Annotated in this window: 27 protein-coding genes; 20 read left to right on the top strand and 7 right to left on the bottom strand. The window is 68.9% G+C overall.

The features are described 5' to 3' along the window. Positions 1–94: 94 nt before the first annotated feature. Genes ABD260_RS04730 through ABD260_RS04745 form a run of 4 tightly spaced genes read left to right on the top strand, consistent with a single transcriptional unit; the run spans position 95 to position 3,866 of the window. A complete protein-coding gene (locus ABD260_RS04730; RefSeq protein ID WP_344232061.1) occupies positions 95–1,165 on the top strand; it encodes a LolA family protein in 1,071 nt (356 codons plus the stop codon). 2 nt (positions 1,166–1,167) lie between these two features. Continuing rightward, positions 1,168–2,100, top strand: coding sequence for an ABC transporter ATP-binding protein (locus ABD260_RS04735; RefSeq protein ID WP_344232062.1), 933 nt, complete (start codon positions 1,168–1,170; stop codon positions 2,098–2,100). Next, positions 2,087–3,034, top strand: a complete 948-nt coding sequence (locus ABD260_RS04740; RefSeq protein ID WP_344232063.1) for an ABC transporter permease — start codon at positions 2,087–2,089, stop codon at positions 3,032–3,034. Before ABD260_RS04735 ends, ABD260_RS04740 begins: the two co-directional genes overlap by 14 nt. 4 nt (positions 3,035–3,038) lie before the next feature. Then, positions 3,039–3,866: a putative RNA methyltransferase gene (locus ABD260_RS04745; protein ID WP_344232064.1), complete on the top strand. Its 828-nt coding sequence runs from the start codon at positions 3,039–3,041 to the stop codon at positions 3,864–3,866. Between the two features lie 90 nt (positions 3,867–3,956). Here the strand turns inward: ABD260_RS04745 and ABD260_RS04750 are convergent, their stop codons facing one another. Next, positions 3,957–4,625, bottom strand: coding sequence for an FMN-dependent NADH-azoreductase (locus ABD260_RS04750; protein ID WP_344232065.1), 669 nt, complete (start codon positions 4,623–4,625; stop codon positions 3,957–3,959). A 124-nt stretch (positions 4,626–4,749) separates the two neighbouring features. Between ABD260_RS04750 and ABD260_RS04755 the strand changes: the two genes are divergently transcribed. Continuing rightward, on the top strand, positions 4,750–5,298 hold the full coding sequence (locus tag ABD260_RS04755) for a MarR family winged helix-turn-helix transcriptional regulator (RefSeq protein ID WP_344232066.1): 549 nt from the start codon (positions 4,750–4,752) through the stop codon (positions 5,296–5,298). A gap of 59 nt (positions 5,299–5,357) precedes the next feature. Here the strand turns inward: ABD260_RS04755 and ABD260_RS04760 are convergent, their stop codons facing one another. Further along, on the bottom strand, positions 5,358–6,011 hold the full coding sequence (locus ABD260_RS04760; RefSeq protein WP_344232067.1) for a response regulator transcription factor: 654 nt from the start codon (positions 6,009–6,011) through the stop codon (positions 5,358–5,360). Between the two features lies 1 nt (position 6,012). Next, positions 6,013–7,281, bottom strand: a complete 1,269-nt coding sequence (locus tag ABD260_RS04765; RefSeq protein WP_344232068.1) for a sensor histidine kinase — start codon at positions 7,279–7,281, stop codon at positions 6,013–6,015. Positions 7,282–7,666: 385 nt separating this feature from the next. On the opposite strand from ABD260_RS04765, the gene ABD260_RS04770 reads away from it, so the two are divergent. From ABD260_RS04770 to ABD260_RS04830, 13 genes are all read left to right on the top strand, one after another. Continuing rightward, complete coding sequence (locus ABD260_RS04770) at positions 7,667–8,689, top strand: ABC transporter substrate-binding protein (RefSeq protein WP_344232069.1); 1,023 nt, start codon at positions 7,667–7,669, stop codon at positions 8,687–8,689. A gap of 20 nt (positions 8,690–8,709) precedes the next feature. Continuing rightward, a complete protein-coding gene (locus ABD260_RS04775; RefSeq protein ID WP_344232070.1) occupies positions 8,710–9,516 on the top strand; it encodes an ABC transporter ATP-binding protein in 807 nt (268 codons plus the stop codon). Then, positions 9,513–10,292 carry an ABC transporter permease gene (locus ABD260_RS04780; RefSeq protein ID WP_344232071.1) on the top strand — a complete coding sequence of 260 codons (780 nt, stop codon included), beginning with the start codon at positions 9,513–9,515 and terminating at the stop codon, positions 10,290–10,292. The genes ABD260_RS04775 and ABD260_RS04780 overlap by 4 nt, the downstream gene beginning before the upstream one ends. Then, the gene (locus tag ABD260_RS04785) at positions 10,289–11,377 is read left to right on the top strand and encodes an Ldh family oxidoreductase (RefSeq protein WP_344232072.1); all 1,089 of its coding nucleotides are present in this window, start codon (positions 10,289–10,291) and stop codon (positions 11,375–11,377) included. Before ABD260_RS04780 ends, ABD260_RS04785 begins: the two co-directional genes overlap by 4 nt. Next, positions 11,377–11,772, top strand: a complete 396-nt coding sequence (locus ABD260_RS04790; protein ID WP_344232073.1) for a RidA family protein — start codon at positions 11,377–11,379, stop codon at positions 11,770–11,772. Before ABD260_RS04785 ends, ABD260_RS04790 begins: the two co-directional genes overlap by 1 nt. A gap of 39 nt (positions 11,773–11,811) precedes the next feature. Then, positions 11,812–12,666 carry a fumarylacetoacetate hydrolase family protein gene (locus tag ABD260_RS04795; protein WP_344232074.1) on the top strand — a complete coding sequence of 285 codons (855 nt, stop codon included), beginning with the start codon at positions 11,812–11,814 and terminating at the stop codon, positions 12,664–12,666. Beyond that, entirely contained in the window at positions 12,663–13,358 is a 696-nt protein-coding gene (locus ABD260_RS04800; RefSeq protein WP_344232075.1) for a GntR family transcriptional regulator, read from the top strand. The genes ABD260_RS04795 and ABD260_RS04800 overlap by 4 nt, the downstream gene beginning before the upstream one ends. Further along, positions 13,355–14,077: an SDR family NAD(P)-dependent oxidoreductase gene (locus ABD260_RS04805; protein WP_344232076.1), complete on the top strand. Its 723-nt coding sequence runs from the start codon at positions 13,355–13,357 to the stop codon at positions 14,075–14,077. The genes ABD260_RS04800 and ABD260_RS04805 overlap by 4 nt, the downstream gene beginning before the upstream one ends. A gap of 30 nt (positions 14,078–14,107) precedes the next feature. Then, the gene (locus ABD260_RS04810) at positions 14,108–15,679 is read left to right on the top strand and encodes an FAD-dependent monooxygenase (protein ID WP_344232077.1); all 1,572 of its coding nucleotides are present in this window, start codon (positions 14,108–14,110) and stop codon (positions 15,677–15,679) included. Continuing rightward, on the top strand, positions 15,676–16,068 hold the full coding sequence (locus ABD260_RS04815; RefSeq protein WP_344232078.1) for a cupin domain-containing protein: 393 nt from the start codon (positions 15,676–15,678) through the stop codon (positions 16,066–16,068). The genes ABD260_RS04810 and ABD260_RS04815 overlap by 4 nt, the downstream gene beginning before the upstream one ends. A 1-nt stretch (position 16,069) precedes the next feature. Continuing rightward, the gene (locus ABD260_RS04820) at positions 16,070–16,966 is read left to right on the top strand and encodes an amidohydrolase family protein (protein WP_344232079.1); all 897 of its coding nucleotides are present in this window, start codon (positions 16,070–16,072) and stop codon (positions 16,964–16,966) included. Positions 16,967–17,036: 70 nt separating this feature from the next. Then, positions 17,037–17,975: an alcohol dehydrogenase catalytic domain-containing protein gene (locus tag ABD260_RS04825; protein ID WP_344232080.1), complete on the top strand. Its 939-nt coding sequence runs from the start codon at positions 17,037–17,039 to the stop codon at positions 17,973–17,975. Positions 17,976–18,139: 164 nt separating this feature from the next. Then, positions 18,140–18,859 (top strand): GntR family transcriptional regulator, encoded by a 720-nt coding sequence (locus ABD260_RS04830; protein ID WP_344232081.1) that lies wholly within the window; start codon positions 18,140–18,142, stop codon positions 18,857–18,859. On the opposite strand, the gene ABD260_RS04835 is transcribed toward ABD260_RS04830, so the two are convergent. From ABD260_RS04835 to ABD260_RS04850, 4 genes are read right to left on the bottom strand one after another with little or no spacing between them, the layout of a single operon-like run. Continuing rightward, on the bottom strand, positions 18,846–19,568 hold the full coding sequence (locus ABD260_RS04835) for a PIG-L deacetylase family protein (RefSeq protein WP_344232082.1): 723 nt from the start codon (positions 19,566–19,568) through the stop codon (positions 18,846–18,848). The two genes, ABD260_RS04830 and ABD260_RS04835, sit on opposite strands and share 14 nt — an antisense overlap. 18 nt (positions 19,569–19,586) lie before the next feature. Further along, the gene (locus tag ABD260_RS04840; protein ID WP_344232083.1) at positions 19,587–20,051 is read right to left on the bottom strand and encodes a PPOX class F420-dependent oxidoreductase; all 465 of its coding nucleotides are present in this window, start codon (positions 20,049–20,051) and stop codon (positions 19,587–19,589) included. A 21-nt stretch (positions 20,052–20,072) separates the two neighbouring features. After that, positions 20,073–20,438, bottom strand: a complete 366-nt coding sequence (locus ABD260_RS04845) for a hypothetical protein (RefSeq protein ID WP_344232084.1) — start codon at positions 20,436–20,438, stop codon at positions 20,073–20,075. Further along, a complete protein-coding gene (locus ABD260_RS04850) occupies positions 20,438–20,977 on the bottom strand; it encodes a hypothetical protein (protein WP_344232085.1) in 540 nt (179 codons plus the stop codon). Before ABD260_RS04850 ends, ABD260_RS04845 begins: the two co-directional genes overlap by 1 nt. A 511-nt stretch (positions 20,978–21,488) precedes the next feature. On the opposite strand from ABD260_RS04850, the gene ABD260_RS04855 reads away from it, so the two are divergent. Beyond that, the gene (locus tag ABD260_RS04855) at positions 21,489–22,184 is read left to right on the top strand and encodes a hypothetical protein (protein ID WP_344232086.1); all 696 of its coding nucleotides are present in this window, start codon (positions 21,489–21,491) and stop codon (positions 22,182–22,184) included. Between the two features lie 60 nt (positions 22,185–22,244). Then, the coding region (locus ABD260_RS04860) for a DNA polymerase Y family protein (protein ID WP_344232087.1) at positions 22,245–23,673 on the top strand (1,429 nt) is incomplete at its 3' end.

The raw sequence follows: 23,673 nt of genomic DNA on the forward strand, positions 1-23,673 counted from the left end.
CGCCCGGACGCGGTGCGAGGCTGTATTCATGGGCGTAGCGCAGCGAAGTCGACGGTGGTTGGTTCCGGTCGCGGCAGTCGCCGTGGTGGCAGGAGTGGGGGCAATCGGCCCGGTGATGGCAGACGCCTCGCCGAAGCTGCCGAACATCTCCGCGCAGGATCTGCTCACGAAGGTGCAGTCGGCGAAGGTCGACGGCCTGAGCGGCACCGTGCAGTCGAGCGCCGACCTCGGCCTGCCCGCGATCCCCGGGATGCGCGGCGCCAACAGCCAGATCACCGACCTGCTGAGCGGCCAGCACACCGCGCGGGTCGCGTTCGCGACTCCGGACAAGGCGCGGGTCTCGCTGCTTGACAACCAGTCCGAGCAGCTCTGGACCACAGACGGCAAGTCCGCCTGGGCCTACGACTCGTCCAAGCGTGAAGCCACGAAGCTGACCCTGCCGGCGCACTCGGCGAGCAAGCCGGAGAAGACCCAGCCGCAGCAGAACTACAACCCGCAGGCAGTCGCGAAGCAGTTCCTGGCCGCGATCGACCCGAGCACTCAGGTGCAGGTCAGCGGCACCGAGAAGGTGGCCGGCCGGGACGCGTACAAGCTGAAGCTGGTGCCGAAGACCGACAAGACGACGGTCGGTTCGGTGACGGTGGCAGTCGACTCCAAGACCTGGGTCCCGCTGGACGTGACGGTGATGCCGCGGTCCGGTGGCAGCCCGGCGGTCGAGCTCGGCTTCACCTCGGTGTCGTTCGACGTACCGTCGGCGAGCAGCTTCGCGTTCACGCCGCCGGCCGGGGTGAAGGTGACCGAGCAGAAGGCGCCCGCGAAGACCGAGCTGCCGAAGCAGGTCAACCCGAAGACCACGCCGAAGCTGCTGCCGCGCAAGCCAGTCCCGAACGCGAACGCGAACAAGCCGACCGTGATCGGTACCGGCTGGGACAGCGTGGTGATGATCCGCGGCGCCCAGACGGCGGACCTGACCGGCAACGGCAAGCTCGGCGGTCAGCTCGGCCAGCTGCTGGCCAAGGCGCCGACGGTGCAGGGCTCGTGGGGCTCGGGCAAGATCGTCACCAGCAAGATGATCAGTGCGCTGATCACCAACGACGGGCGGATCTTCGCCGGTCTGGTCACCCCGGACACCCTGCAGGCCGCCGCGGCGAAGGCCCCGCGCTGACCGTGAGCGCGCCGGTCGTCACCCACGGCCTGACCAAACGGTTCCGGAGCGGGCAGGTCGCGGTGGACGCGGTCGACCTGGAGGTCCCGGCCGGGAGCGTGTACGGCTTCCTCGGGCCGAACGGGTCGGGCAAGACCACCACCATCCGGATGCTGCTCGGCTTGATCGCGCCGACCTCAGGCGCGGTCGAGCTGCTCGGCGAGCCGATGCCGAAAGCGCACCTGCGCGTACTGCCGCGGGTCGGCGCCCTGGTCGAAGGACCGGCGTTCTACCCGTTCTGGACCGGCCAGGCGAACCTGCTGCGCTTCGACGCCGCCGACCGCACCGCCGACCCGAAGACCCGCAAGGCGCGCGCGGGGGAGGCGCTGGAACGGGTCGGCCTGTCGAACGCGGCCGGCAAGAAGGTCCGCGCGTACTCGCTGGGTATGCGGCAGCGGCTGGCGATCGCGGTCGCGTTGATGCAGCGGCGCGAGTTGCTCGTACTGGACGAGCCGACCAACGGTCTCGACCCGCAGGGCACCCGCGAGGTCCGGCACCTGATCCGGGAGCTGGCCCGGGACGGTACGACGGTGTTCACGTCGACGCACTTGCTGGCCGAGGTGGAGCAGGTCTGTACGCATGCGGCCGTGATGAGCCGTGGCAAGCTGCTGCGCCAGTCCACGGTCGCGGATCTCCGGTCGGAGCTGCGGCCGCGATTGGTGGTGAGTACGCCTGATCTCGGGGCGGCGGCGGAGACGTTGCAGGGGCTCGGTGTGACCGAGCTGAAGACCACCGAGGAGACGGTCGAGGGTGACCCGGGGGAGGTCCCGATCGAGAAGTTCGCGGCCGCGCTGGTCGCGGCGGACGTGCGGATTCACGGGTTCGGGCTGGAACGCCCAAGCCTGGAGGACGCCTTCGTAGCACTCACCGGGGAGGGTTTCGATGTCGCCGAATGACCCCGTCCCCGCCGACGCTGCCCCCGCCGACGCTGCCCCCACCGACGCCTCGCGCGCTGGCGCCGTTCCAACGCAGGCCAGTGCCTCCGACGCCACGGCCGTGGCGACCGTCCGGCCGAGTGCCGGCCGGCACACGCTCGCGTTGTTCGGTTCCGAGCTGCGGCTTGTCTTCGGCCGAGCCCGCACTCAGGTGGGTCTCGGCGTACTGGCCGCCGTCCCACTGCTGATTGGGATCGCGATCAAGATCACCGGCTCCGGCGGCGGTACCGAAGGATTCATCGGCCAGATCGCCGGCAACGGCCTGTTCCTGATCGTCGCTAGCCTCGGCCTCTCCCTGCCCTTCTTCCTGCCAACAGCCGTGACCGTGGTTTCCGGCGAGTCCCTGGCGGGCGAGGCGAGCCTCGGCACCCTGCGCAGCATGCTGACCGCACCAGCCGGCCGCTCCCGCCTGCTCGCCGCCAAGATGGTCGCGCTCGCGGTCTTCTGCCTGGCCGCCACGATGGTGATCTGGATCTCCGGCTTGATCGTCGGCTTCATCCTGTTCCCCGTCGGCGACGTCCTGCTCCTCTCCGGAAGCACGGTCTCGCTCGGCGACGGCCTGCTCCGCGCCCTCGGCATCGCGATCGTGATCGCCCTGTCCCTGCTCGGCCTCGCCGGCATCGGGCTCTTCGTGTCCTCGCTGACCTCAACCCCACTGGCCGCGATGGCCGCGACCTTCGGCACGTTCATCGTGCTCGGCATCATGACCGCGATCCCGCAGCTGCACGCGATCCAGCCGTGGCTGCTGATGTACCGCTGGCAGTCCTTCGCCGACCTGCTCCGCGACCCGCCGTACTGGCATGACATCGGCCGCAACCTGCTGCTCCAGGCCGGGTATCTGGTCGTCTTCTATGCCGCGGCGTGGGCGAGATTGACGAGTCGCGACATAACCTGAGGCGGTGGAAGCCCATCTTGTCGCCGCCCTGCGCTGCCCGGTCTGTGGTGACGGGCTCACGCTGACCGACCGTACGGCCCGCTGCCCGCGCGGGCATGCGTACGACCTGGCCAAACAGGGCTACCTGAACCTGCTGCCCGCGTCCTCGAACGGGATCGACGGCGACTCGGCCGCGATGGTCGGCGCCCGCACGGTCTTCCTCGGCACCGGCCACTACGCGCCGATCCGCGATGCCCTGATCTTGCGCGCCGAGCTCGGTGAGGACGACCTGGTCGTCGAGGTCGGCGCCGGCACCGCGTACTACCTGGCCGGCGTACTGGGCCTGTCGCCGCATCGCCGCGGCATCGCCCTGGACGTGTCGAAGTACGCGGCCCGGCGGGCGGCGAAGGTCGATCCGCGGATCGCCTCGGTCGTCTGCGATGCCTGGCGCGAGCTGCCGCTGGTCGACGGCGCGGCCGAGCTGATGCTGAACGTGTTCGCGCCCCGCAACGCCGCCGAGATGGCCCGCGTCCTGTCTCCGACCGGCCGCCTGCTCGTGGTGACGCCGAACCAGCAGCATCTCGCCGAGCTGATCGACGTACTGGGCATGGTCGGCGTCGACGCCGACAAGGAACGCCGGCTCGAGGAATCGCTGGCGGGGGAGTTCGTCCGGACCGGCAGCGAGGTGGTCGAGGAAACGATGCCGCTCGACCGGTCGGCGGTGGAGCAGCTCGTCCTGATGACGCCCAGCGCGCGGCATCTTGACTACCGCGAGCTGCTGCAGCGCATCGCCGTCCTGCCCGAGCCCGCGATCGTGTCGATGTCCGTGACGGTGTCCACCTGGGAGAAGTGAATCCCCAGGCCATCACAATCACCCCTCGGGCCGGCAGCTGCCGCTCAGCGACCGGTCGTCGACGCGATGGTGATGGCCTGGAGATCCGGCCTACGCGGCGTGAGCGCCGAGTTCGCGCGCGACTACAGTCCCGTGGGCCTCGGCCTCGACGTGCGCTTCCGACTCCGAGACCTTGGCGGCGTCGATCAGTTCCTCCATCCCGGGGGTGACCGGGGCGAGGGTGAGCTCGGCGGCGGCGGTGCGGATGTTCATGCCGAACAGGTCGCTGAAGACCCGCTCCAGGTACGGCGTGGCGTGGTCCCAGCCGTGCTTCGGGCTGCCGGGCCCGTACCCGCCGCCGCGGGCGAGCGCGAAGATCGCCGGCCGGCCGGTGAGTGGGCGGGTACCGAAGGCGAAGTCCCTGTCCATCAGCAGGACGTCGATCCAGGTCTTCACGTGCTGGGCGATGCCGTAGTTGTACAGCGGCACGGCGAGGAGGACCGCGTCGGCGCTCCGGATCTCGGTCGAGAGGTCGGCGGCGATCGCCTGGGCCTCGGCGAGCGGCATCCGGTCGGAGTCCGCGACCGGTTCCTGACCGACCTGCGCCGCGGCCAGAGTCGGCCAGAGGGTCGCGGGCAGCGGGTGCTGTCCGAGGTCACGCCGTACCACGACACCGTCCGGGTGCTCCGCCTTCCAGGCGGCCTCGGCGCTGTCCGCCAGCGCGCGGGACACCGAACCGTCCAGCCGGATGCTGGCGTCGACGCGTAGCAGGGTGCTCATCTGTTCTGTCTCCATCAGTTGAGGGGGCGAGCTCGGGTTGAGCTGTTTCGAAGATAATCTGTCGAGCAGAACATATTCAAGTCAGATCGTATTCCGGGTGGCGTACACCCCGTAGGATGGGGACATGTCCAGTACGTCGCCTGAGCTCGCCGCCGGGACCGCTCGTGGAGTCGAGCCGTCCGGCAACGGCAGCGCGCCGGTCGAGGCCGACCTGGGCTGGGCGCTGGGCGTCGTCTTCCGGCGGTACGCGAAGGCGTCCGCCGCCGCGCTCGAGGGTCTGCCCGGCGGGCCGCGCGGCTACCAGGTGCTGGCGACGACGATGTCGGAAGGGCCGAAGCGGCAGCTCGATCTGGCCGCGCAGCTCGACGTCGACCGGACCGTGATGACGTACCTGCTGGACGACCTGGAGAAGGCCGAGCTGGTGCAGCGCCGCCCGGATCCGGCCGATCGGCGGGCACGCCTGATCGTGCCGACCGAGCAGGGCCGGCAGGCGTTGTGCGAGCTGGAGCGCCGCCTGCGCGCGACCGAGGACGAGGTCCTCGGCATCCTGGACGAGTCGGAGCGAGCCAGCTTCCGGATGCTGCTGCAGCGCGTCGCGATGAAGGCGAACGCGATCGACCCGCTGCACAACGCCTGCACGCTGGCCGAGGCGGAGGACGCCGCCGACTGCTAGTGCCGGCTCTGCTCAGCGTCGGTTCTGCTCAGCGTCGGTTCTGCTCAGGGTGGGTTCTGCTAGCGCAGGGGCACGAAGCCGGATTCGTACGCGCGGATCACGGCCTGCGTACGGTCCCGGGCGTTGAGCTTGGCGAGCACGTTCGCGACGTGCGTCTTCACTGTTTGGACGCCGAGAATCAGCTCCGCGGCGATCTCCGCGTTGGACAGCCCCCGCGCCATCAGCCGCAGCACCTCCTGCTCACGCTCGGTCAGCTGGAACTCGTCCAGGCCGGTCGGTCCCGGCTGCGAACCGGCGTGTACGAGGGCCAGCGCCCGGATCGCCTCTGGGAAAAGCAGCGACTCGCTCCGTGCGACCGTGCGGATCGCGGCGATGATGTCGTCCGGCGGGGTGCGCTTGAGCAAGAACCCCGACGCACCGGCGCGCAGTGCTTCGTACACGTAGTCGTCGTTCTCGAAGGTCGTGACGACCAGGACGCGCGGCGCCGGGTCGAGGCTCTCCAGCAGCAGCCGGGTGGCCTGGATGCCGTCGACCGCGGGCATCCGGACGTCCATCAAGACGACGTCGGGGCCGGTCCGGCGGACCACCGGCAGCACCTCGGCGCCGTCGCCCGCCTCGCCGACCACGGTGAGGTCGGGCTCGGCGTTGATGATGGCGCGCAGGCCGCTGCGGATCAGCGGCTCGTCGTCGACCACGACCACCGACAAGTTCATGTCATCCCTTCGTCATGCTGACCGGCAACCCCACCGCGAGGCGCCAGGCCGGACCGTCGTGCGCACTGACCGGACCGGCCTCGACAGTGCCACGCAGTACGGCGACTCTTTCACGAATCCCGGACAGCCCACGCCCGCCACCCGGCGACTCGGACGTGCCGCTGACCGGATTGGTCACCGCGAGCCGCAGCCCGTTGGTGTCCAGCTGGATCGACAGGTCGACGGTCAGCTCACCGGCCGGCCGCCCGGCGTGCCGGATCGCGTTGGTGAGCCCTTCCTGCACGATCCGGTACGCCTCGCGGGAGACCGCGGCCGGCAATCGGTCCAGGTCACCGAACCGTTCGACCTCGATCGTGATGCCGCCGGCCCGGGTCGCCTCGACCAGCCGGTCCAGACCGCCGAGCGTGGTCTGTGGTGCGGTCCGGGAGCCGGGGCGGCGGTCGTCGCGGAGCAGTCCGAGTACATGGTCGAGATCGGCCAGTGCGGCCCGGGCCGAGGTCTCCATCGCGGCCAGCGCGGTCTCGGCGAACTCAGGGTCGGTCGCCAGCACCCGCCGGGCGGCTGCCGCCTGGATCGTGACCAGGCTGAGCGCGTGCCCGACGCTGTCGTGCAGTTCGCGAGCGAGACGGTTGCGCTCGGCAAGCGTTGCGGTCTGCTGTTCGAGCAGCTCGATCCGTTCCGCGGCGGTCGGCCCGAGTACGCGGGGGGCGAGGTAGGCGAGCAGCGCGCCGACGGCGGCGGACAGCAGGAACAGCAGCACCAAGCCGGTGATCGCCGCGGCCGGCATCCACAGGTCGATCCAGTTGCCGTGGACCTCGTAGTTGGTGCCGGGGACGAGTTCATGGGTGCCGGGCGAACGGAACGGCGCTACCAGCCAGATCGCGCCCAGCCCGATGACGATGGTGCTGAGTACGCCGACGATGCCGCCGGCGGCCAGGTGCAGGACGAACCAGAGTGCGGTCCGGCGGCGCTGCGCCCAGGTCCGCGCCGGCCCGAGCGGCCGCTCGTCGAACCGGACCGCGAGCAGCGACTCGACCGCGATGCCCTCCACCTCGCGGACGGCCGGCAGCAGCCCGAGCGCGACCGGCGGCCCGAGCCCGAACACCACCCAGATGATGCCGGTGGCAACGTTCGGCAGGTCCAGGTCGTTGACCACGGCGCCGAGCGCGCTGTCGACCAGGATGAACGCGAGCACCAGCGCCGCACCGAGCAGCAGGTACACCCAGCGCAGGTACGTCGACGGACGCCACAGGCTGCTGATCACGCTCACTGTCACATGGTGTCAAAACCGGGGGAGCGGTACCTCCCTCGCCGGAGTGAGCCCCCTTGTCCCCGGCGGTGTCCAGCCCGGAAAAGCTGGATCGGAGTGGGCAGGATCACGGCAAAGGTGAGGGTTTACGCAAATTTGACGCTGCAGCTAAAGGTTCGGCGCTCAGGACCGTCGCGATCTGCTGCCGAGGCAGGTACGGTCTGTGGTCGGGGCGGGTGCCCGTCCGGTTACGGACAGGCATGGGGAGCAGCTCCAGGACGGGTGGCCAGCGGTACCGCGAGGACCCGGCGCAGCGGACGTCAAATCCCTGTGAAGTCCCCGCGGGCGGATTGACCACCTTTCCATATTTGATGTTTGATCAAATATCGGGACGAGAGAGGTCGATATGAGGTTGAGGCGTTCCGTCATCGCCCTGATGGCGGTCCTGGGGCTCGCCGCGGTGAGTGCGTGCAACGGCGGCGGCAAGGACAAGTCGGCGGACGACGGTGGCCTGCAGAAGGTCAGCTATCTGACGTCGTTCAACACTTTCGGCCGGGAGGCGTACGCGTACGTCGCACTGGAGAAGGGCTACTTCAAGGACGCCGGGTTCGACGTCAAGATCTCGCCCGGAACCGGCACCGTCGACGTGATGAAGCTGGTGGCCGGCGGCCAGGCCGACTACGGCATCGGCGACTTCACCGCCACCGTGATCACGCTCGGTAAGCAGAAGCTGCCGGTGACCACGGTCGGGATGATCCACCAGAAGTCGATGGCCGCGATCATGTCGCTGGAGGGCCTGGGCATCAAGGGCCCGCAGGACCTGCCGGGCAAGACCATCGGCGACCAGCCGGGTTCGACCAACACGGTGATGTTCCCGGTGTACGCGAACGCGGTGCACATCGACCCGAAGTCGGTCACCTTCCTGCCGTCGCCGCCGCCCGCGCTGCCGAACCTGCTGGCGGCCGGCAAGGTGCAGGGCATCGGCCAGTTCGTGGTCGGTCAGCCGCTGATCGAGAAGGCCGACCCGAAGCACCGCAAGGCCGTCACGCTGCCGTACGGCGACGTGCTGCCGGACCTGTACGGGAACGCGATCATCACCCGGACGGACCTGGCCAAGGATCACCCGGACCAGGTGAAGAAGTTCACCGCCGCGCTGCTCAAGGGTCTGCAGGACACCATCGACGACCCGGCCGGTGCGGCCGCGACGCTGAAGAAGTACGTGCCGACCACGGATCTCGCGGTCGCCACCGCCGAGCTGAACATCATGAAGGACTACGTCAAGCCGAAGAGCTTCAACGGCCCGCTGGGTGACGTCAGCCTGGAGCGGCTGCAGAAGATCATCGCGCTGCTGGAGCAGTCGAAGGCGATCCAGCCGGGTGCGGTCAAGCCGGACGACGTGGTCACGATGAGCCTGGCTCCGAAGAGCTAGCAAGGGAGAACTGGAACCGGATGATTCGCCTGGACGGCGTGGGGCAGGTCTTCGACGGACGCGAGGGCCGGGTGACCGCCCTGGAGAAGATCGACCTGCACGTTCAGGGCGGTGAGTTCGTCACGCTGATCGGCCGGTCCGGCTGTGGCAAGTCCACGCTGCTCCGGCTGATCGCGGGACTGCTGCCCCCGACGTCCGGCACGGTCCAGGTGGCGGGCGAACCCGTCACCGGGCCGCGCCGGGACGTCTCCTTCATGTTCCAGCGCCCGGCCCTGCTGCCGTGGCGATCGGTCCTGTCGAACGTGATGCTCCCGGTCGAAATCGACAAGGGCAGCAAAGCCTCGTACCGGGACCGTGCGCATCAGCTGCTCGAGCTGGTCGGGCTGCAGGGTTTCGAGCGGCGGCTGCCGCACGAGCTGTCCGGCGGGATGCAGCAGCGGGTGTCGCTGTGCCGGTCGTTGATCCGCGACCCGCAGGTGATGCTGATGGACGAGCCGTTCTCGGCCCTGGACGCGCTCACCCGGACCGAGCTGTCCGAGGAACTGCAACGGATCAAGATGGAGCTTTCCACCACGATCGTGTTCGTCACGCACTCGATCGAGGAAGCGGTCGTCCTGGCCGACCGGGTCGTCGTGCTGACGCCGCGGCCGGGGCGGATGCGGGAGGTTGTCGACATCGATATCCCGCGGCCGCGCAGTCTCGGGCAGGACGCGCATGTCACCGAGGTGGCGACGATCAGCGCCCGGCTGCACGCATTGCTGGCCGAGAAGGTACCGGAGAAGGCCCGCGACGAGGTTCGTCCGGTGGATGAGGTGCGGGGCCGATGACGAGACGATCCTGGCTGAAGGATTCGCCGGCCGCCGCCGTCGTCCTCCCGATCATCGGCCTGGCCGCGACGATCGCGCTCTGGTGGGGCGCGACGATCGTGTTCGCGATCGAGCCGTACCTGCTGCCGAGTCCGTGGGACGTGGTGGTCAAGTTCTTCGAGCAGCCCGGGATGCTGCTGACCGAGACCGGCACGTCGCTGCTGGAGACGATCGAGGGCTTCCTGCTGGCGATCGTGATCGGCGTACCGATCGCGCTGCTGATCGTCCGGTCGGTGATCCTGGAGCGGCTGGTCTACCCGTTGCTGCTGATGGTGAACTCGATCCCGAAGGTCGCGGTCGCGCCGCTGCTGGTGGTGTGGATGGGCTTCGGTCAGTGGCCGAAGGTGGTGATGGTCCTGCTGATGTGCTTCTTCCCGATCGTGATCTCGACCGCGCAGGGGATGAAGTCGACCCCGAGCGAGCTGGTCGAGCTGATGCGGTCGCTGAACGCGAGCCGGACCCAGGAGTTCTTCAAGCTCCGGCTGCGGTACGCGATGCCGCAGATCTTCACCGGCTTCAAGGTGGCGATCTCGCTCGCCGTGATCGGGTCCGTGATCGCCGAGTTCGTTGGTGCGACCAAGGGACTCGGGTACATCATCCAGCAGTCCGGCGCGAGCGCCGACACCACGCTGGCCTTCGCCGCCATCACCCTGCTCAGCGTGATGAGCATCGTTCTCTTCTACGGATTGGCCTTGCTCGAACACCTCTTGCTGCCGTGGGCGCGTGAGACCCGATGACAGCACAAGCTTCAGATGCCGATCAGCGGGTGCTGGTGCGGCCCGAGTGGTTGCAGGCGACCGTGGCTGCTGTTTTCGGCCGGCTCGGGTTCGCAGCCGCGGACGCCGACGAGATCGCGGCCGCGCTGGTCGAGGCCGATCTGCGCGGGGTCAGCTCGCACGGCGTGATGCTGGTCCCGATGTACGTCGAGCGGCTGAACGCGGGCGGGGTGACTCGGGAACGTGAGCTGGACGTACTGTTCGACGCCGGCGCCGCGATGGTGGTGGACGCCCGTGGCGGGATGGGACAACTGTCCAGCCCGCAGGCGATGGGACACGCGATCGAGCGAGCCGGCCGGTACGGCATCGGTCTGGTTTCGGTGCGCAATGCGCACCACTTCGGCGCCGCGAGCCGCTGGGCGACGCAGGCCGCCGAGGCCGGGTGTATCGGTATCGCAATGTCCAACACGACGCCGCTGATGCCCGCGCCGGGCGGTGCGGAACGGCTGGTCGGCAACAACCCGCTGGCGATCGCCGTACCGACCACGGCCGGCGTCGAGATCGTGCTGGACATGGCCCTGTCGGCCGTTGCCCTCGGCAAGATCCGGCTGGCGGCCTCGGCCGGGCGGCCGATCCCGGACACCTGGGCCACCGACACCTCGGGCACACCGACCACCGATCCGGACGAAGCGGTGCTCGGCATGTTGCTGCCGGCCGCCGGGCACAAGGGATTCGGCCTGGCGCTGATGATCGACGTGCTCACCGGCGTACTCAGTGGTGGCGGCTGGGGCGACGAGGTACGCCCGCTGTACCGCGAGCCGGACCGGCCGAACGACTGCGCGCACCTGTTCCTGGCGATCGACCCGGAGTTGATGGGCGGGGTGGAGGCGTTCCGCCGCCGCTCGTCCGGGCTGGCCGCGCGGGTCCGCGGGAGCGCGACCGCACCGGGGGTGGACCGGCTGTACCTGCCGGGTGAGATCGAGGCCGAGCGCGCGGCACAGCAGCGCCGGCACGGAGTACTGATCGAGAAGCCGGGACTGGACGGACTGCTGGCGGCCGCACGCGCCGTCGGCGCCGTCATCCCGGCCGGAGGGGAACTGAACTGATGCCGAAGACACAGGTTTCGACGGATGCGCTGCGGAGCCCGAACGGGGTGTTCTCGCAGGCCACCGTGATCGAGGCGACCGGACGGCTGGTGTTCGTCTCGGGCATGACGGCGCGCCGGCCGGACGGCGGGATCGCCGGTGTCGGTGACGTCCGGGAGCAGACCAGGCAGGTGTGCGAGAACGTGAAGTCGGCGGTCGAGGCCGCCGGCGGCACGCTCGAGGACGTCTGCCGGGTGGACGTGTACGTACGCAACATGGAGGACTTCGCCAAGATCCACGAGATCCGGGCGCAGTACTTCACGGAACCCTTGCCGGCCTCGACCATGGTCGAGGTCAGCAAGCTCGCCCATCCTGACTATCTGATCGAAATCTCTGCGATTGCAGTGGTTTCATGACCGGGGGTGATTCCGTGCGCGGCGTCGAGTGGACCTGAGATGCGGTACGTGATGGTGGAGCACGCCGGGCGGGAAGTGCCCGGCGTGCTCTCGGGAGACACGGTTTCGTTGCTGACCGCAACGGATCTGACCGAGGTGATCGAGTCCGGCTTCGAGCTGTCGGGGGAGCGGATCCCTTACAGCGAAGGCATTCTGCGGGCGCCGTTGCGCCGGTTCCGCCGGGACATTCTGTGTACCGGGTGGAACTACTGGGATCACTTCGAGGAGAGCAAGGGCAAACGCGAGGGCCAGGACGTCGACCGGCCCGAGCACCCGACCTTCTTCACCAAGGGCCCGGACGTGGTGATCGGTCCGTACGACGACATCGCCTACGATCCGGCGCTCTCCGCCAAGTGGGACTACGAGGCAGAGGTCGCACTGGTGATCGGCCGGACCGGGAAGAACATTCCGGTCTCGCGGGCGCTGGACCACGTGTGGGGGTACATGCTCGCGAACGACGTGTCCCAGCGGGACCTGCAGCGGGCGCACGGCGGGCAGTGGCTGAAGGGCAAGAGCATCGACGACACGATGCCGCTCGGTCCGTGGATCGTGACCGCCGACGAGCTGGGCGACCCGCAGGACATCCACCTGCAGTGCCTCGTGAACGGTGAGATCCGCCAGGACGCTTCCACCAAGCAGATGGCGTACGACGTGGCCACGCTGATCAGTGAGTTGTCGTTCGGGATGACGCTGCGTCCGGGTGACCTGCTGCTGACCGGTACGCCGGCCGGTATCGGTAACGCGCGGGAGCCGCAGGTGTTCTTGCAGGAGGGCGACGAGATCATCACTCGCGCCGACAAGCTGGGTTCGCTGCGAAACAAGGTTGCTCGTGCAGACCGGCTGACTCACGGATGAGCGGGCCGTTGGAGCTGCTGCCAGGTGGCGGCAAAGGTGGTCGCCGTACGCTCGCTGAGCATGCGGCGGCTGAGTTGCACCAGCTCATCCTGTCAGGAGAGCTCCCCAGCGGTACGCCGTTGCGCCTGGTCGAGCTGGCCAATCGGCTCGAGATGAGCCAGATGCCGGTACGGGAAGGGCTGCGGCGGCTCGAAGCACTCGGACTGGTCGAGATCATTCCGCACCGGGGCGCCTGGGTACGGGACCTGTCGCTGGCTGACCTGCGGGACACGCACGAGACCAGACTGGCGTTGGAGAGCCTCGCTGTACGAGCTGCGGCTGCGCGGTTCACCAGTGAGGACCTGGAGAAGGCTGCTGCCGCACTGGCCGAGCACCTGCGGATGTCGCGCGCTGAGGACTCCGCAGGCGCTCGTGGGGCGCACGCGGACTTCCACTTCGCGATCTACCGGGCCAGCGGTTCACAGTGGTTGCCGCGGGCCATCGAGCCGGTCTGGCAGAACAGTGAGCGCTACCGGTTCGGGAGCCGGCCCACCGCGTTCCTGATCGAGCGGAGCCGGCAGGAGCATCAGGCGATCTTGGACGCCTGCGTCGCACAGGACCCGGATGCCGCCGAACAGGCGTTGCGTAGTCACCTGGCTGGCGCGTTCCAGCGGATCACCGAGACGATGACGTCAAAGAAGGAGACGTCATGAAGGTGAAGTTCGACGCGACCGGTGAGGTCGTGGTGATCACTGGCGGCGCCCAGGGCATCGGCGCGGCGCTGGCTGCTGCTGTGAACGCGGTAGGCGGTACGGCAGTGGTCTTCGATGTCACGCCGCCGGCCGACGGGATCGAGTACGTCGAAGTGGACGTCGCGGACCGTGCCGCTGTCGAAGCCGCTGTCCAGGGCGTGCTGGAGCGGTACGGGCGGATCGACGGCTTGGTGGCCGGTGCCGCCGTACAGCCGCGGTCGTCCGTACTGGCGATGGACGCGGCGGAGTGGACGCGGACGCTGCAGGTGAACCTTGACGGTGTGGTGTGGGCGTGTCAGGCCGTCGTACCGCACCTGGTGTCGCGGCAGTCCGGTTCGGTGGTGGTGTTCACGTCCGGGATGGCCTCCACTGGTTACGCGGGGGCTGCGTCGTACGCGGCGAGCAAGGCGGCGCTGGTGGCGTTCGCCAAGTCGCTGGCGGTGGAGGTGGCCGCTGACCGGGTCCGGGTGAACGTGGTCGCGCCAGGGGTGATCGACACCGAGCAGTTCCGCGGTGCGAACGCTGGTGCGGACCGGGACCACTGGCAGGACACCATAGGTATCGGCGACCCCGATGACGTGGTCGGCCTGCTCTTGTTCCTGCTGTCCGACGCTGCCGCCATCACCGGGTCGGTACTGCCCAGAGAACGTGCCTTTGCCAAGCTCACGAGCTTTGTCTAGCTGCCTCATCTAGCTGCCTGGAGTGAACTAGTGACTGAACAGCTGCCTGTAGCAGTAGTAGGTGCCGGTCCGATCGGTCTGACCACTGCACTCGGTCTGGCGCACTACGGCATCCCGTACGTGCTGCTGGAGGAGGACGCGGTGCTGTCGTCCGACACCAAGGCCGGTACGACGCTCAGCCGTACGCTCGAGATCTGGAACCGGTACGGCGCGCTGGACGGCATCCTGGGTGCCGCATTGCGGATCGACGAGATCGGTGACATCGACCGGGCCACCAACACGCCACGCGCTTCGGTGCAGCTCGCCGAACTGGTGAACGACACGCAGTTCCCGTTCGTCATCAACCTGCCGCAGCAGAAGATGGAGCCGTTGCTGGCAGCGGCCCTACCGGAGCCGGTGCTGACGCAGCGCCGGCTGACGTCGTTCGAGGTACGGGACGACCGGGTAGTACTGCAGCTCGAGACGCCGGACGGGCCGCAGGAGCTGGAGGCGTCGTACCTGCTGGCCTGTGACGGCGGGCGGAGCCGCATCCGGGACGCGCTCGGCGTGAAGGTGATCGGCGAGACGCTGGCCGAGCGGTACATGCTGATCGACGTAGTGGTCGACCTGGATGTCAACAACGCGCGGGACTACCCGTACCTCGCGTACTTCGCGGACAAGTCCGAGTGGATGGTGCTGATCCGGCAACCGGACAACTGGCGGTTCCTGTTCCCGCTGCCACCGGGCACGGACGCCCCTGGTGACGAGGACCTGCTGGTGAAGGTCAAGCAGTTCATCGGTGAGGTCGACCGGATCGAGCTGCTCGGCTCAGTCGTGTACAACGTGCACCACCGTGTAGCGGAGCAGTGGACCAAGGACCGCAAGGTGTTCCTGATGGGCGATGCGGCGCACCTGATCACGCCGATGTGGGCGCTGGGCCTCAACACCGGTGCCCTGGACGCGTCGAACCTGCCGTGGCGGCTGGCCTGGGTACTGCGTGGCTGGGCCGAGCCGTCCCTGCTGGACGGGTACGAGCAGGAGCAGCGCCCTGTAGCGATCGAAGGCTCCGGAGAGATGGCTGAGGCGGCGCGTAAGTACATGTCGTTCCAGCAGGGTGCTGTCACGGAGGGGACGAGCGATTGGGCGACGGCCTACACGCGTACGTTGCTCGGGGTGCGGCTCGATGTAGACGGTTCGGGCGACTGGTCGATGGTTGCCACCGCGGGCGCTCCGCCGGCCGTACGCGCCGGAGATCGTGCACCGGACCTGGTACTGCAGAGTCCGACCGGGCGTACGACGATCCACGAGCTGTGCCGGGACTCGTTCGTCGCGCTGTACTTCACCGACGTACGCCGGCGGCCGGAGATCCCGGTGAACGACTCGGCGGCGCTGCGGCACTGCGCCGTCTCCCGGTGGGACGCGCCGCACGACTCCGGGCTGCGGGACCGCGCCCTGTTCGACCCGGGCAGTGTGACCACCAAGCGGTACGGCGTACCGGCTGAGACCATCGTGCTGATCCGGCCGGACGGCCACGTCGCTGCTGTTGCACCCATGGGTACCGGGGTGGCGGAAGAGTTGTACACCCGGATCACCGGAAGACCTGTACCACGGGAGGACATGTGACTTCGTTCGGCGAGCCGCTGCACGAGATTCTGCTGCAGACAGAGGACCTGGAGTGGGTGGAGAAGTCGCTGGACGGTCTCTCCCACAAGATGCTGTGGCGTGACCCGGTGACCGAGGCGTCGATCGCCCTGGTGCGGTTCGAGCAGGGCTCGGGTATCCCGTCCGCGCACAAGCACGCATCGAACCAGTTCATGTTCTGCCTGTCCGGCCGGTACGTGTACCTGCCGACCGGCACCACGCTGACCAAGGGCAGCTTCTACTGGAACCCCAAGGGCGTGACGCACGGCCCGACGCGGGCAGAGGAGACCTCCGTACTGCTGGAGGTGTACGACGGTCCGCACTACCCGGAGCGTCCGGACTTCTACGACAACGACGAGGACGCGCACTGACATGGCTGGTTGGGACGTCCACACCCACCTGATCCCGCCGACCGTACTGGCGGCGGCGCACCGGGGTGAGTTCGGGCTGTCCGTCGACAGCGGTTCGCTGGTCGTCGACGGCGGGCGGCTGCCGCTGCGCCGGCTCGCTGACCCGACCGCACTGCTGCACTGGATCGCAGAGCAGGACCTGGACGGTGCCGTGGTCTCAGTACCTCCGGCGTTGTTCCGGTACGACCTCGGCGCCGACTGGGTCGAGCTGGTGAACCAGGGGCTCCGAGAGCTCGCCACACCGCAGCTACGCGTGCTAGCCCATCTACCGTTGCTCGATCCGGCCGCTCCTGGTGTAGCGGCCGGACTGGCCGGCGAGGGCGTGTTCAGCGGCTTCGCCCTTGGTACGCCGAGCTATGCCGGGCTCGACCCGGTCTGGCAGGTGCTGGACGAGGTGGAGGCGTTCACGCTGATCCACCCCGGTGCCAGTGACGACAAGCGGCTTGACTCGTTCTACCTGTCGAACCTGTTGGGAAATCCGTACGAAACCGGAGTGGCGGCGGCCTCGCTCGTCTTCGCGGACGTGCCGGGGCGGTTCCCGGGTATCCGGTTCTGTCTGTGCCATGGGGGTGGTGTGACGGCGGCTGTCGCCGGGCGGTGGCAGCGCGGGATCGACCAGGCCCGGCCTGGCATCGAGCCACTGACCCTGCCGGTGGCCGAGGCGCTGCGCCGGTTCTACGTCGACGACCTGGTGCACGACGGTGCCGTCATGGACCTGCTGACGAGAACGTTCGGGCCCGACCGGGTATTGGCCGGCAGCGACTGGCCGTTCCCGATGGGCAGCGACGAGGTGTCCGCCGCCCGGTCCGCGGCGGCCGGGGAACTCACCCGGCCGCTTGCGCGGGAGGTCACCGAGTAGTGGGACAGGTGTTCTTTCTGGTCGAGGTCGTGATCAGATATCAAATCGTGGTGAACGGGGAAGAAGAGGCATGAGTACGCGGGGGACTGTGTTGCACAGTCATGGGCCGGGCGAGCAGCTGAAGACCGATGTGGTCGAGCTGTCCGCTGGTCGCGGTGAGACGTTGGTAGAGATGCGGTTGGCCGCTGTCACATCACAGGACCGGTCGACGCTCGCGGGCAAGCAGCCCGCCGCGCCGTTCGTACCAGGTTCCGAAGGTGCCGGGGTGGTGGTCAGCTCGGACAGCTTCGAAGCTGGTACGGCTGTGGTCGTACGCGGTGCTGGGGTTGGCGTGACGCGGTCCGGTGTGTGGGGGCGGTACGCGGTGGTGCCTGATGCTGCCGTACATCCGGTGCCGGCCTCACTCGAGCCGGGCACCGCGCTGGCGCTGCTGACACCGGCCTTGACGGCGCATACCGCCGTACGCCGCGTGGCTGCTGTCGGCGTGGGGGAGACCGTTGTAGTTACCGGAGTGACCGGTCTGCTCGGCCGGATGTGTGCTGTGACCGCACGGGCCGCCGGAGCGGCTCGGGTGATCGGTCTGGTGTCGGAGCATGACCGGGTCGACAGCGCGACCGGACTGGTGGACCAGCTCGTCCGGGTGGACGGTCTGGGACAGGTGGGCCGGGAGCTTTCCTGGTGCGATGCGGCGATCGACACCATGGGCGGACCGGTGGCCGGTGGGGTACTCGGACACATCACTCCGGGCGGGCGGATCGCCGTACTCGGGTACAAGGCCGGTGAGTTCACCACGATCGATCTGCATCAGTTGATCGGCCGGGACCTTCGCGTCCTGCCGGTGAATCTGCAACGGACCGTACTGGCAGCGGATGCGGTCGGTCAGGCGTTGGCAGACATCGCATCCGTTTCCTGGCGAGCGGAGTACGAGGTGCTGCCCGCGGACCGCGCCGGTGAGATCCTGGACCGGCAAGCAGGGCGGGTTTTGCTGGACCTGACGGCACTGGGCTGACGCTGCTGCCTGGGGGCCGCGTGGCCTAGACCACAGTGGTTTGTGGGGCTGAGCTGAGCAATCTGTTGCCGGATGGCCCCGGGAAGCCCGGTCGGCGGCTACGGTACCTCCAGAGTTGTATGCAACATTGTGTGCGCGTGGAGGAGAGAGGCAGCCTGCTACTGATGATCCGACGACTCGAGCTTACGCCTGGGGGGCCGACCGGCCGTCGTACGCTCGCTGAGGAAGCTGCCGCCGAACTGCACGAACTGATCCTGTCCGGCGAGCTTCCCAGCGGTACGGCGCTCCGGCTCGAGGAGCTCGCCAAACGGCTCGACATGAGCCAGATGCCGATCCGCGAAGGGCTCCGCCGGATGGCCGCGCTCGGCCTGGTCGAGATCGTCCCGCACAAGGGCGCGTGGGTCCGGGAACTGTCGATGGAGGACCTGCGCGACACGCACGCGACCCGGCTGGCGCTGGAGTCGCTGGCAGTACGTGCTGCCGCCACACGGTTCTCCGACTCGGACGCGGCGAGCGCCCGGGCCGCCTTGGCCGACCACGTCCGGCTGTCCAAGCTGGGCGACAACATCGCGTCCCGGCAGGCCCACACCGAGTTCCACTTCGCGATCTACCGGTCCGGCGGTTCGCGGTGGCTGCCGCGGGCGATCGAACCGGTCTGGCAGAACAGTGAGCGCTACCGGTTCGGCTCGCGGCAGACCAAGGCCCGGATCGAGCAGACCCGCCGGGAGCACCAGGCGATCCTCGACGCGTGCGTCGCGCATGACGAGGAGGGGGCCGAGGCGGCGCTGCGGGAGCACCTGGAAGGCGCCATGCAGCGCATCACCGAGACGATGGAGCGTCGCTCCGGTCGCTCTGATGGTCCTAGTAGCTCTAGTGGTTCGTGAGGTCTTCGAAGCGATCCACTTGCCAGCCGGCCGCATCGAACACTGCTCGTAGCAGGAGACCGTCGCTGCTCGCTCGGTGAACTCCGATCAGCTCAGCGAGCGGTTTGCTGCCAAGACCGGGGTAGTACTCGTCCATGGCTTGCCTGCGGCGCTGCTCGAACGCTCCGCTCATCTCCTCGAGCGGAGCGTCGTCCGGGCAGCCGGTGACTTGGCCTGACCCGATCTGCTCACCCGGCGCGAGTCGCTGGACCAGGGCCTCACCTGCGCGTACGTCCTGAGCTCTGACGCGTGCACCCAGTGCCTGGCAGTCGATGCGCCGGAGTGCTCGCTGAACGCCTTGTGAGATGGCGATGTGGTCCGGGTGGCCGGTCAGTCCATCTCTGCCGACTGTGAGGATCAGCTGTGGGTTCACGGCGAGTGCTGCCTGTTCAACAGCTGCGGCGATGTCGTCCGGTGGCGCGGCGGCTAGGGTACGTGGTCCGCTCCGGCCGCCGTCGTCGATCCACTGGTCCGGTGCACCGAGCCAGTCCCACTCGTTGATGCCTAGTAGTGCACAGGAAGCGGTGAGGTGGTCGGCGGAGCCGTGCATGCCGGCGGTTGCTACGCGGAGTACGACATGCCAGCCCTGTTCTTGCAGCAGGGCAGTGGCGGCGGCGGTGGTGAACACCTCGTCGTCCGGGTGGGCGTGCACCACTAGTGCCGTACGCATCACTTCGGCCGGGGTGCTTCAGTCGGCCAGGCGGGCAGGGAAGCCGCCGGTTGCGATCGGGCTCCAGCGCTCCGGGGTGATCCGGATCAGGCACTTGCCCTGCTGCACCATCGCCTCGCGGTACTCGTCCCAGTCCGGGTGCTCACCGGAGATGGCGCGGAAGTAGTCGACCAGCGGCTCCACTGCGTCCGGCAGCTCGATCACCTCACCCCGGCCGTCCACCTGCACCCAGGCGCCGTTCCACTCGTCCGACAGCACTACTACACCGGCTTGACCGGTCCGCTTCACGTTCTTGCTCTTGGCCCGCTCCGGGTACGAGGAGATGACGATCCGCCCTTCCGCGTCCACACCACCGGACACCGGCGACGCCTGCGCCGTACCGTCCGCGCGCGTGGTGAGCAGCAGCATGTGATGACGCGGCCGGACAAACTCCAGCAACTCGTCGATCTGGACCTTGGTGTTGGTGGCAATAGTCCGTGGCATGCCACCACCCTATGCGTCCTGCTAGCGCACCGAAGTCTCGTGCACAGTCAGCCACTGGTGCGTGTCCGCTACCAGAACCGCGGTCACCCGGCGTACGCCGCCGACCGAGTGACGCTCCAGGAACCTGCACACGACAAGGTCAGCTGTCGCCACCACCAGCTCGAACTCCTCGATGCTGATCGTCAGCCCCGGTACTGCGTTGTGGGAGGTGCTGAGTGCGTTCGTCAACGTCGGCAGGTCCAGACGGGTGCCGTCGATGGTGACCAGGGTGAAGTCCGGGTGGTGGGCCTGCTGGAACCGGTTCAGGGCCTCAGCGGCAGCTCTACCGGACAGCCAAGCCGCCAGGTCCTCGTGGTGCTGGACGACGGCGGCGTACAGCTGGTCCATCAGGTGCTCTTTCGGTCGAGGTCGGCTGGGGTGATGAGGCGCTCCAGCTCGTCGTCGGTGAGCTGGTTGACCAGGTGCTTGGCGTGCTGGGCCTGTGCGGTGGTGGGGAGCGCGCCGTCGAGCAGATCGGGGAGGAGCAGCTCGTAGCCGGCGCGGGCGCGCGGGGAGTAGCGGTGCCGGGTACGGGCGACTGCGGACGAGACGCGGATGGCGTGCTCGTTGCCCGGCGGTACATCCGGGCGGTCGGTCTCCCGCGCTCCGAACCGGAAGCCGTTCGCCTGGTCGCAGCTCGGGCATCCGGTGACACCCGCGCCGAGCTTGGCGCCGCACTCCGGGCAGATCATCCGGTCCAGCGCGGCGTCCACCACTCGCCAGTCGAACTCGGACGGATCCTGAAGCACGACCTCGGCCAGCTGGCTGGCTTCCGGCGTTTCCGGGCGTACGCCGGAGTCCGCACAGAAACTGTCCCAAGCGGCGTCGAGACTGTCCTCGACCTGCCGGATCGCGGACTGTAACCGGGGATGTTCGACGCGCAGCACCCCCAGACCCTAACCGCCGGCGGCCCTTGTGGACGACCGGATTGACATGTTCGAACAGGTGTTCGAACATGGGGTCATGGCGGGAATCCAGACACCCACAAGTCGAGCCACGGCCCTCGACAAAGCCCGCCTGCTCCTAGCCCAAGCCCAAGCCCAAAAAGCCGCAACCACCCCCACCCCAGCCCCTTCCCAACCCCCTCCCGAGCCCCCCACCCCACCAGTCACCAGCTTCGACCCCGACCCCCACCACCCGGACCACCTCCACCCCGACTCCCACCATCCCCACACCGTCTCCCACCACCCCCACCACTCGCGCCACCCTCACGCCGCCCTGACCCACCACGATTCCGCCTACCCCGACCCCACCGACCCGTCCTCCACCAGCTCCGATCGCGACCCCCACCACCCGGACCACCCGCACGCCGACTCGGCCGGCTGCGGCTCCACCCGCCCCCACCACACCTGCGAGAGCTCTGCCGGCTCCACTCAGCTTGGCCCGGACGGCGCGGAGGTGCGGCTGGCTTCTGTTGGTGGGACCCGGATTCCCTCGGCGGCTCGGGTGCAGCAGGCGCTCGACACCGCGGAGGTGGACCGCAACCTCCCCACCCACCCCGCAGTGAGCGGACTACTGGCAGGCGCCAACCTGCGCGGCGGATCGGTGTACTCGGTGCGTGGCAGCACCGCCCTGACGATGGCGCTGATGGCCGGACCATCCGCGGACGGCGCCTGGTGCGGAGTCGTCGGCATCCCGTCGTTCGGTGTCGAGGCAGCGCACGGATTCGGCATCGACCTGGAGCGCCTGGTGCTGGTCCCACACCCAGGCCCGGACTGGCTCAGCGTCGTCGCCGCCCTGGTCGACGCGCTGACCGTCGTGGTCGTCCGCCCACCCGGCGAGGTGACACCGGGGGAGGCGTCCCGGCTGGCCGCCCGCCTCCGGACCCGCGGCGCGATGCTGATCGCATCCGGCTCCTGGCCCGGCAGCGAAGCCAGGTTCGAGATCGAGAGCAGCGCCTGGACCGGCCTGGGCACCGGTGAAGGACTGCTCACCGCCCGCCAAGCAACCGTCACGGTAACCACCCGCCGCGCCGCCACCCCCACCAACCACCACCTCTGGCTACCCGCCCCCGACGGCACCATCCACCCCGCCACCCCCACCACAACACCCCAACCAACCCCCTGGCCCACCCCAATCGAGGCAGCCGGATGACGCGTCAATGGCGGCTGCCCGGGGGTGAGCGGATGAGGGTGAGCGGATGGGGGTGGTCGGGTGACTGATCGGCGGGGGTTGGTTCGGGCGATGGTGATTTGGGTGCCGGACTGGCCGGTTGTTGCTGCCGCGGTGGCGGCGGGGCGGTCGCCGGAAGAACCGATCGCCGTACTGGAGAAAGGCAAAGTACTCGCCACTTCCGCCGCCGCGCGGGCCGAGGGGGTGCGGCGCGGGCAGCGGGCGCGGGATGCGCAGTCGCGGTGCCCGGAGCTGGTCGTGCTCAAGTACGACCCGGTGAGCGACGCGCGGGCGTTCGACCCGGTGATCGCGTGCCTGGAGGCGATCACCCCCGGCGTACAGGTGATCCGTCCGGGGATGTGCGCGTTGAAGGCGCGCGGCCCGGCCCGCTTCTACGGCGGTGAGGAAGCGGCCGCGACGAAGCTGCTCGACCGGTTGGAAACGTTCGATGTACAGGGCAGCCGGGTCGGGATCGCGGACGGCCCGTTCGCCGCGGAGCAGGCAGCCCGGGCGAGCTCAGCGCGTACGCGGGTGCACGTGGTTCCGGTGGGTGGATCGCCCGAGTTCCTCGCGCCGTTGTCGGTCGATCTGCTGGAGCGGCCGGTACTCACCGATCTGCTCCGCCGACTCGGCCTGCGCTCGCTGGGTGCGTTCGCGCGACTGTCCGGGACGGAGGTGCTGACCCGGTTCGGTCCGGAGGGTGCGTTCGCCCACCGGCTCGCCCGCGGGGGCGACGACCGTCCGGTGACCGGCCGGGACATCCCGCCGGAGCTGACCCGCGTACTCGACTTCGAGCCGGCCGTCGACCGGGTCGACCAGGTCGCGTTCGCGGTCCGGGCGGTCGCCGACGACCTGATCGCCCGGCTGACCGAGCTCGGCCTGGTGTGTACGACGCTGCGGGTCGAGGTCGGCACCGAGTCCGGCCGGATCCACGAACGCGACTGGCTGCACCCACGCTGGTTCACCGCCGCGGACATCGTCGACCGGGTCCGCTGGCAGCTCCAGGGGAGCGGCACGGCAACCAGCGAGCTGACCTCACCGGTAGTCCGGGTGCGCCTGATCCCCGACCAGGTGGACCCGCTCGGCACCCACGCCGACGGACTCTGGGGCGGCGGCCCCGACGAACGCATCCACCGAGCCCTGTCCCGAGTCCAAAGCATGCTCGGCCACGGCGCAGTCGTCTCACCCGTACTGGACGGCGGCCGCACCCCCACCACCCGCCAAACCCTGATCCCCTGGGGCGACCCCCCAACCCCCACCCGCCCCCCAACCCACCCCTGGCCCGGAACAACCACCACCCACCACCCCCCAACCCCCAACCCCAACTCCCGCCCCAACCCCAGTTCCGCCCTCAACCCCAACCCCTACTCAAGTCCCAACCTCAGCTCAAGCGCCAACCCCAACAGCAGCTGCTGGCCAACCCCCCCCCCCCCCCCCCCCCCCCCCCCCCCCCCCCCCCCCCCCCCCCCCC

The sequence above is a fragment of the Kribbella hippodromi genome (assembly GCF_039531045.1).
GTDB lineage: Bacteria > Actinomycetota > Actinomycetes > Propionibacteriales > Kribbellaceae > Kribbella > Kribbella hippodromi.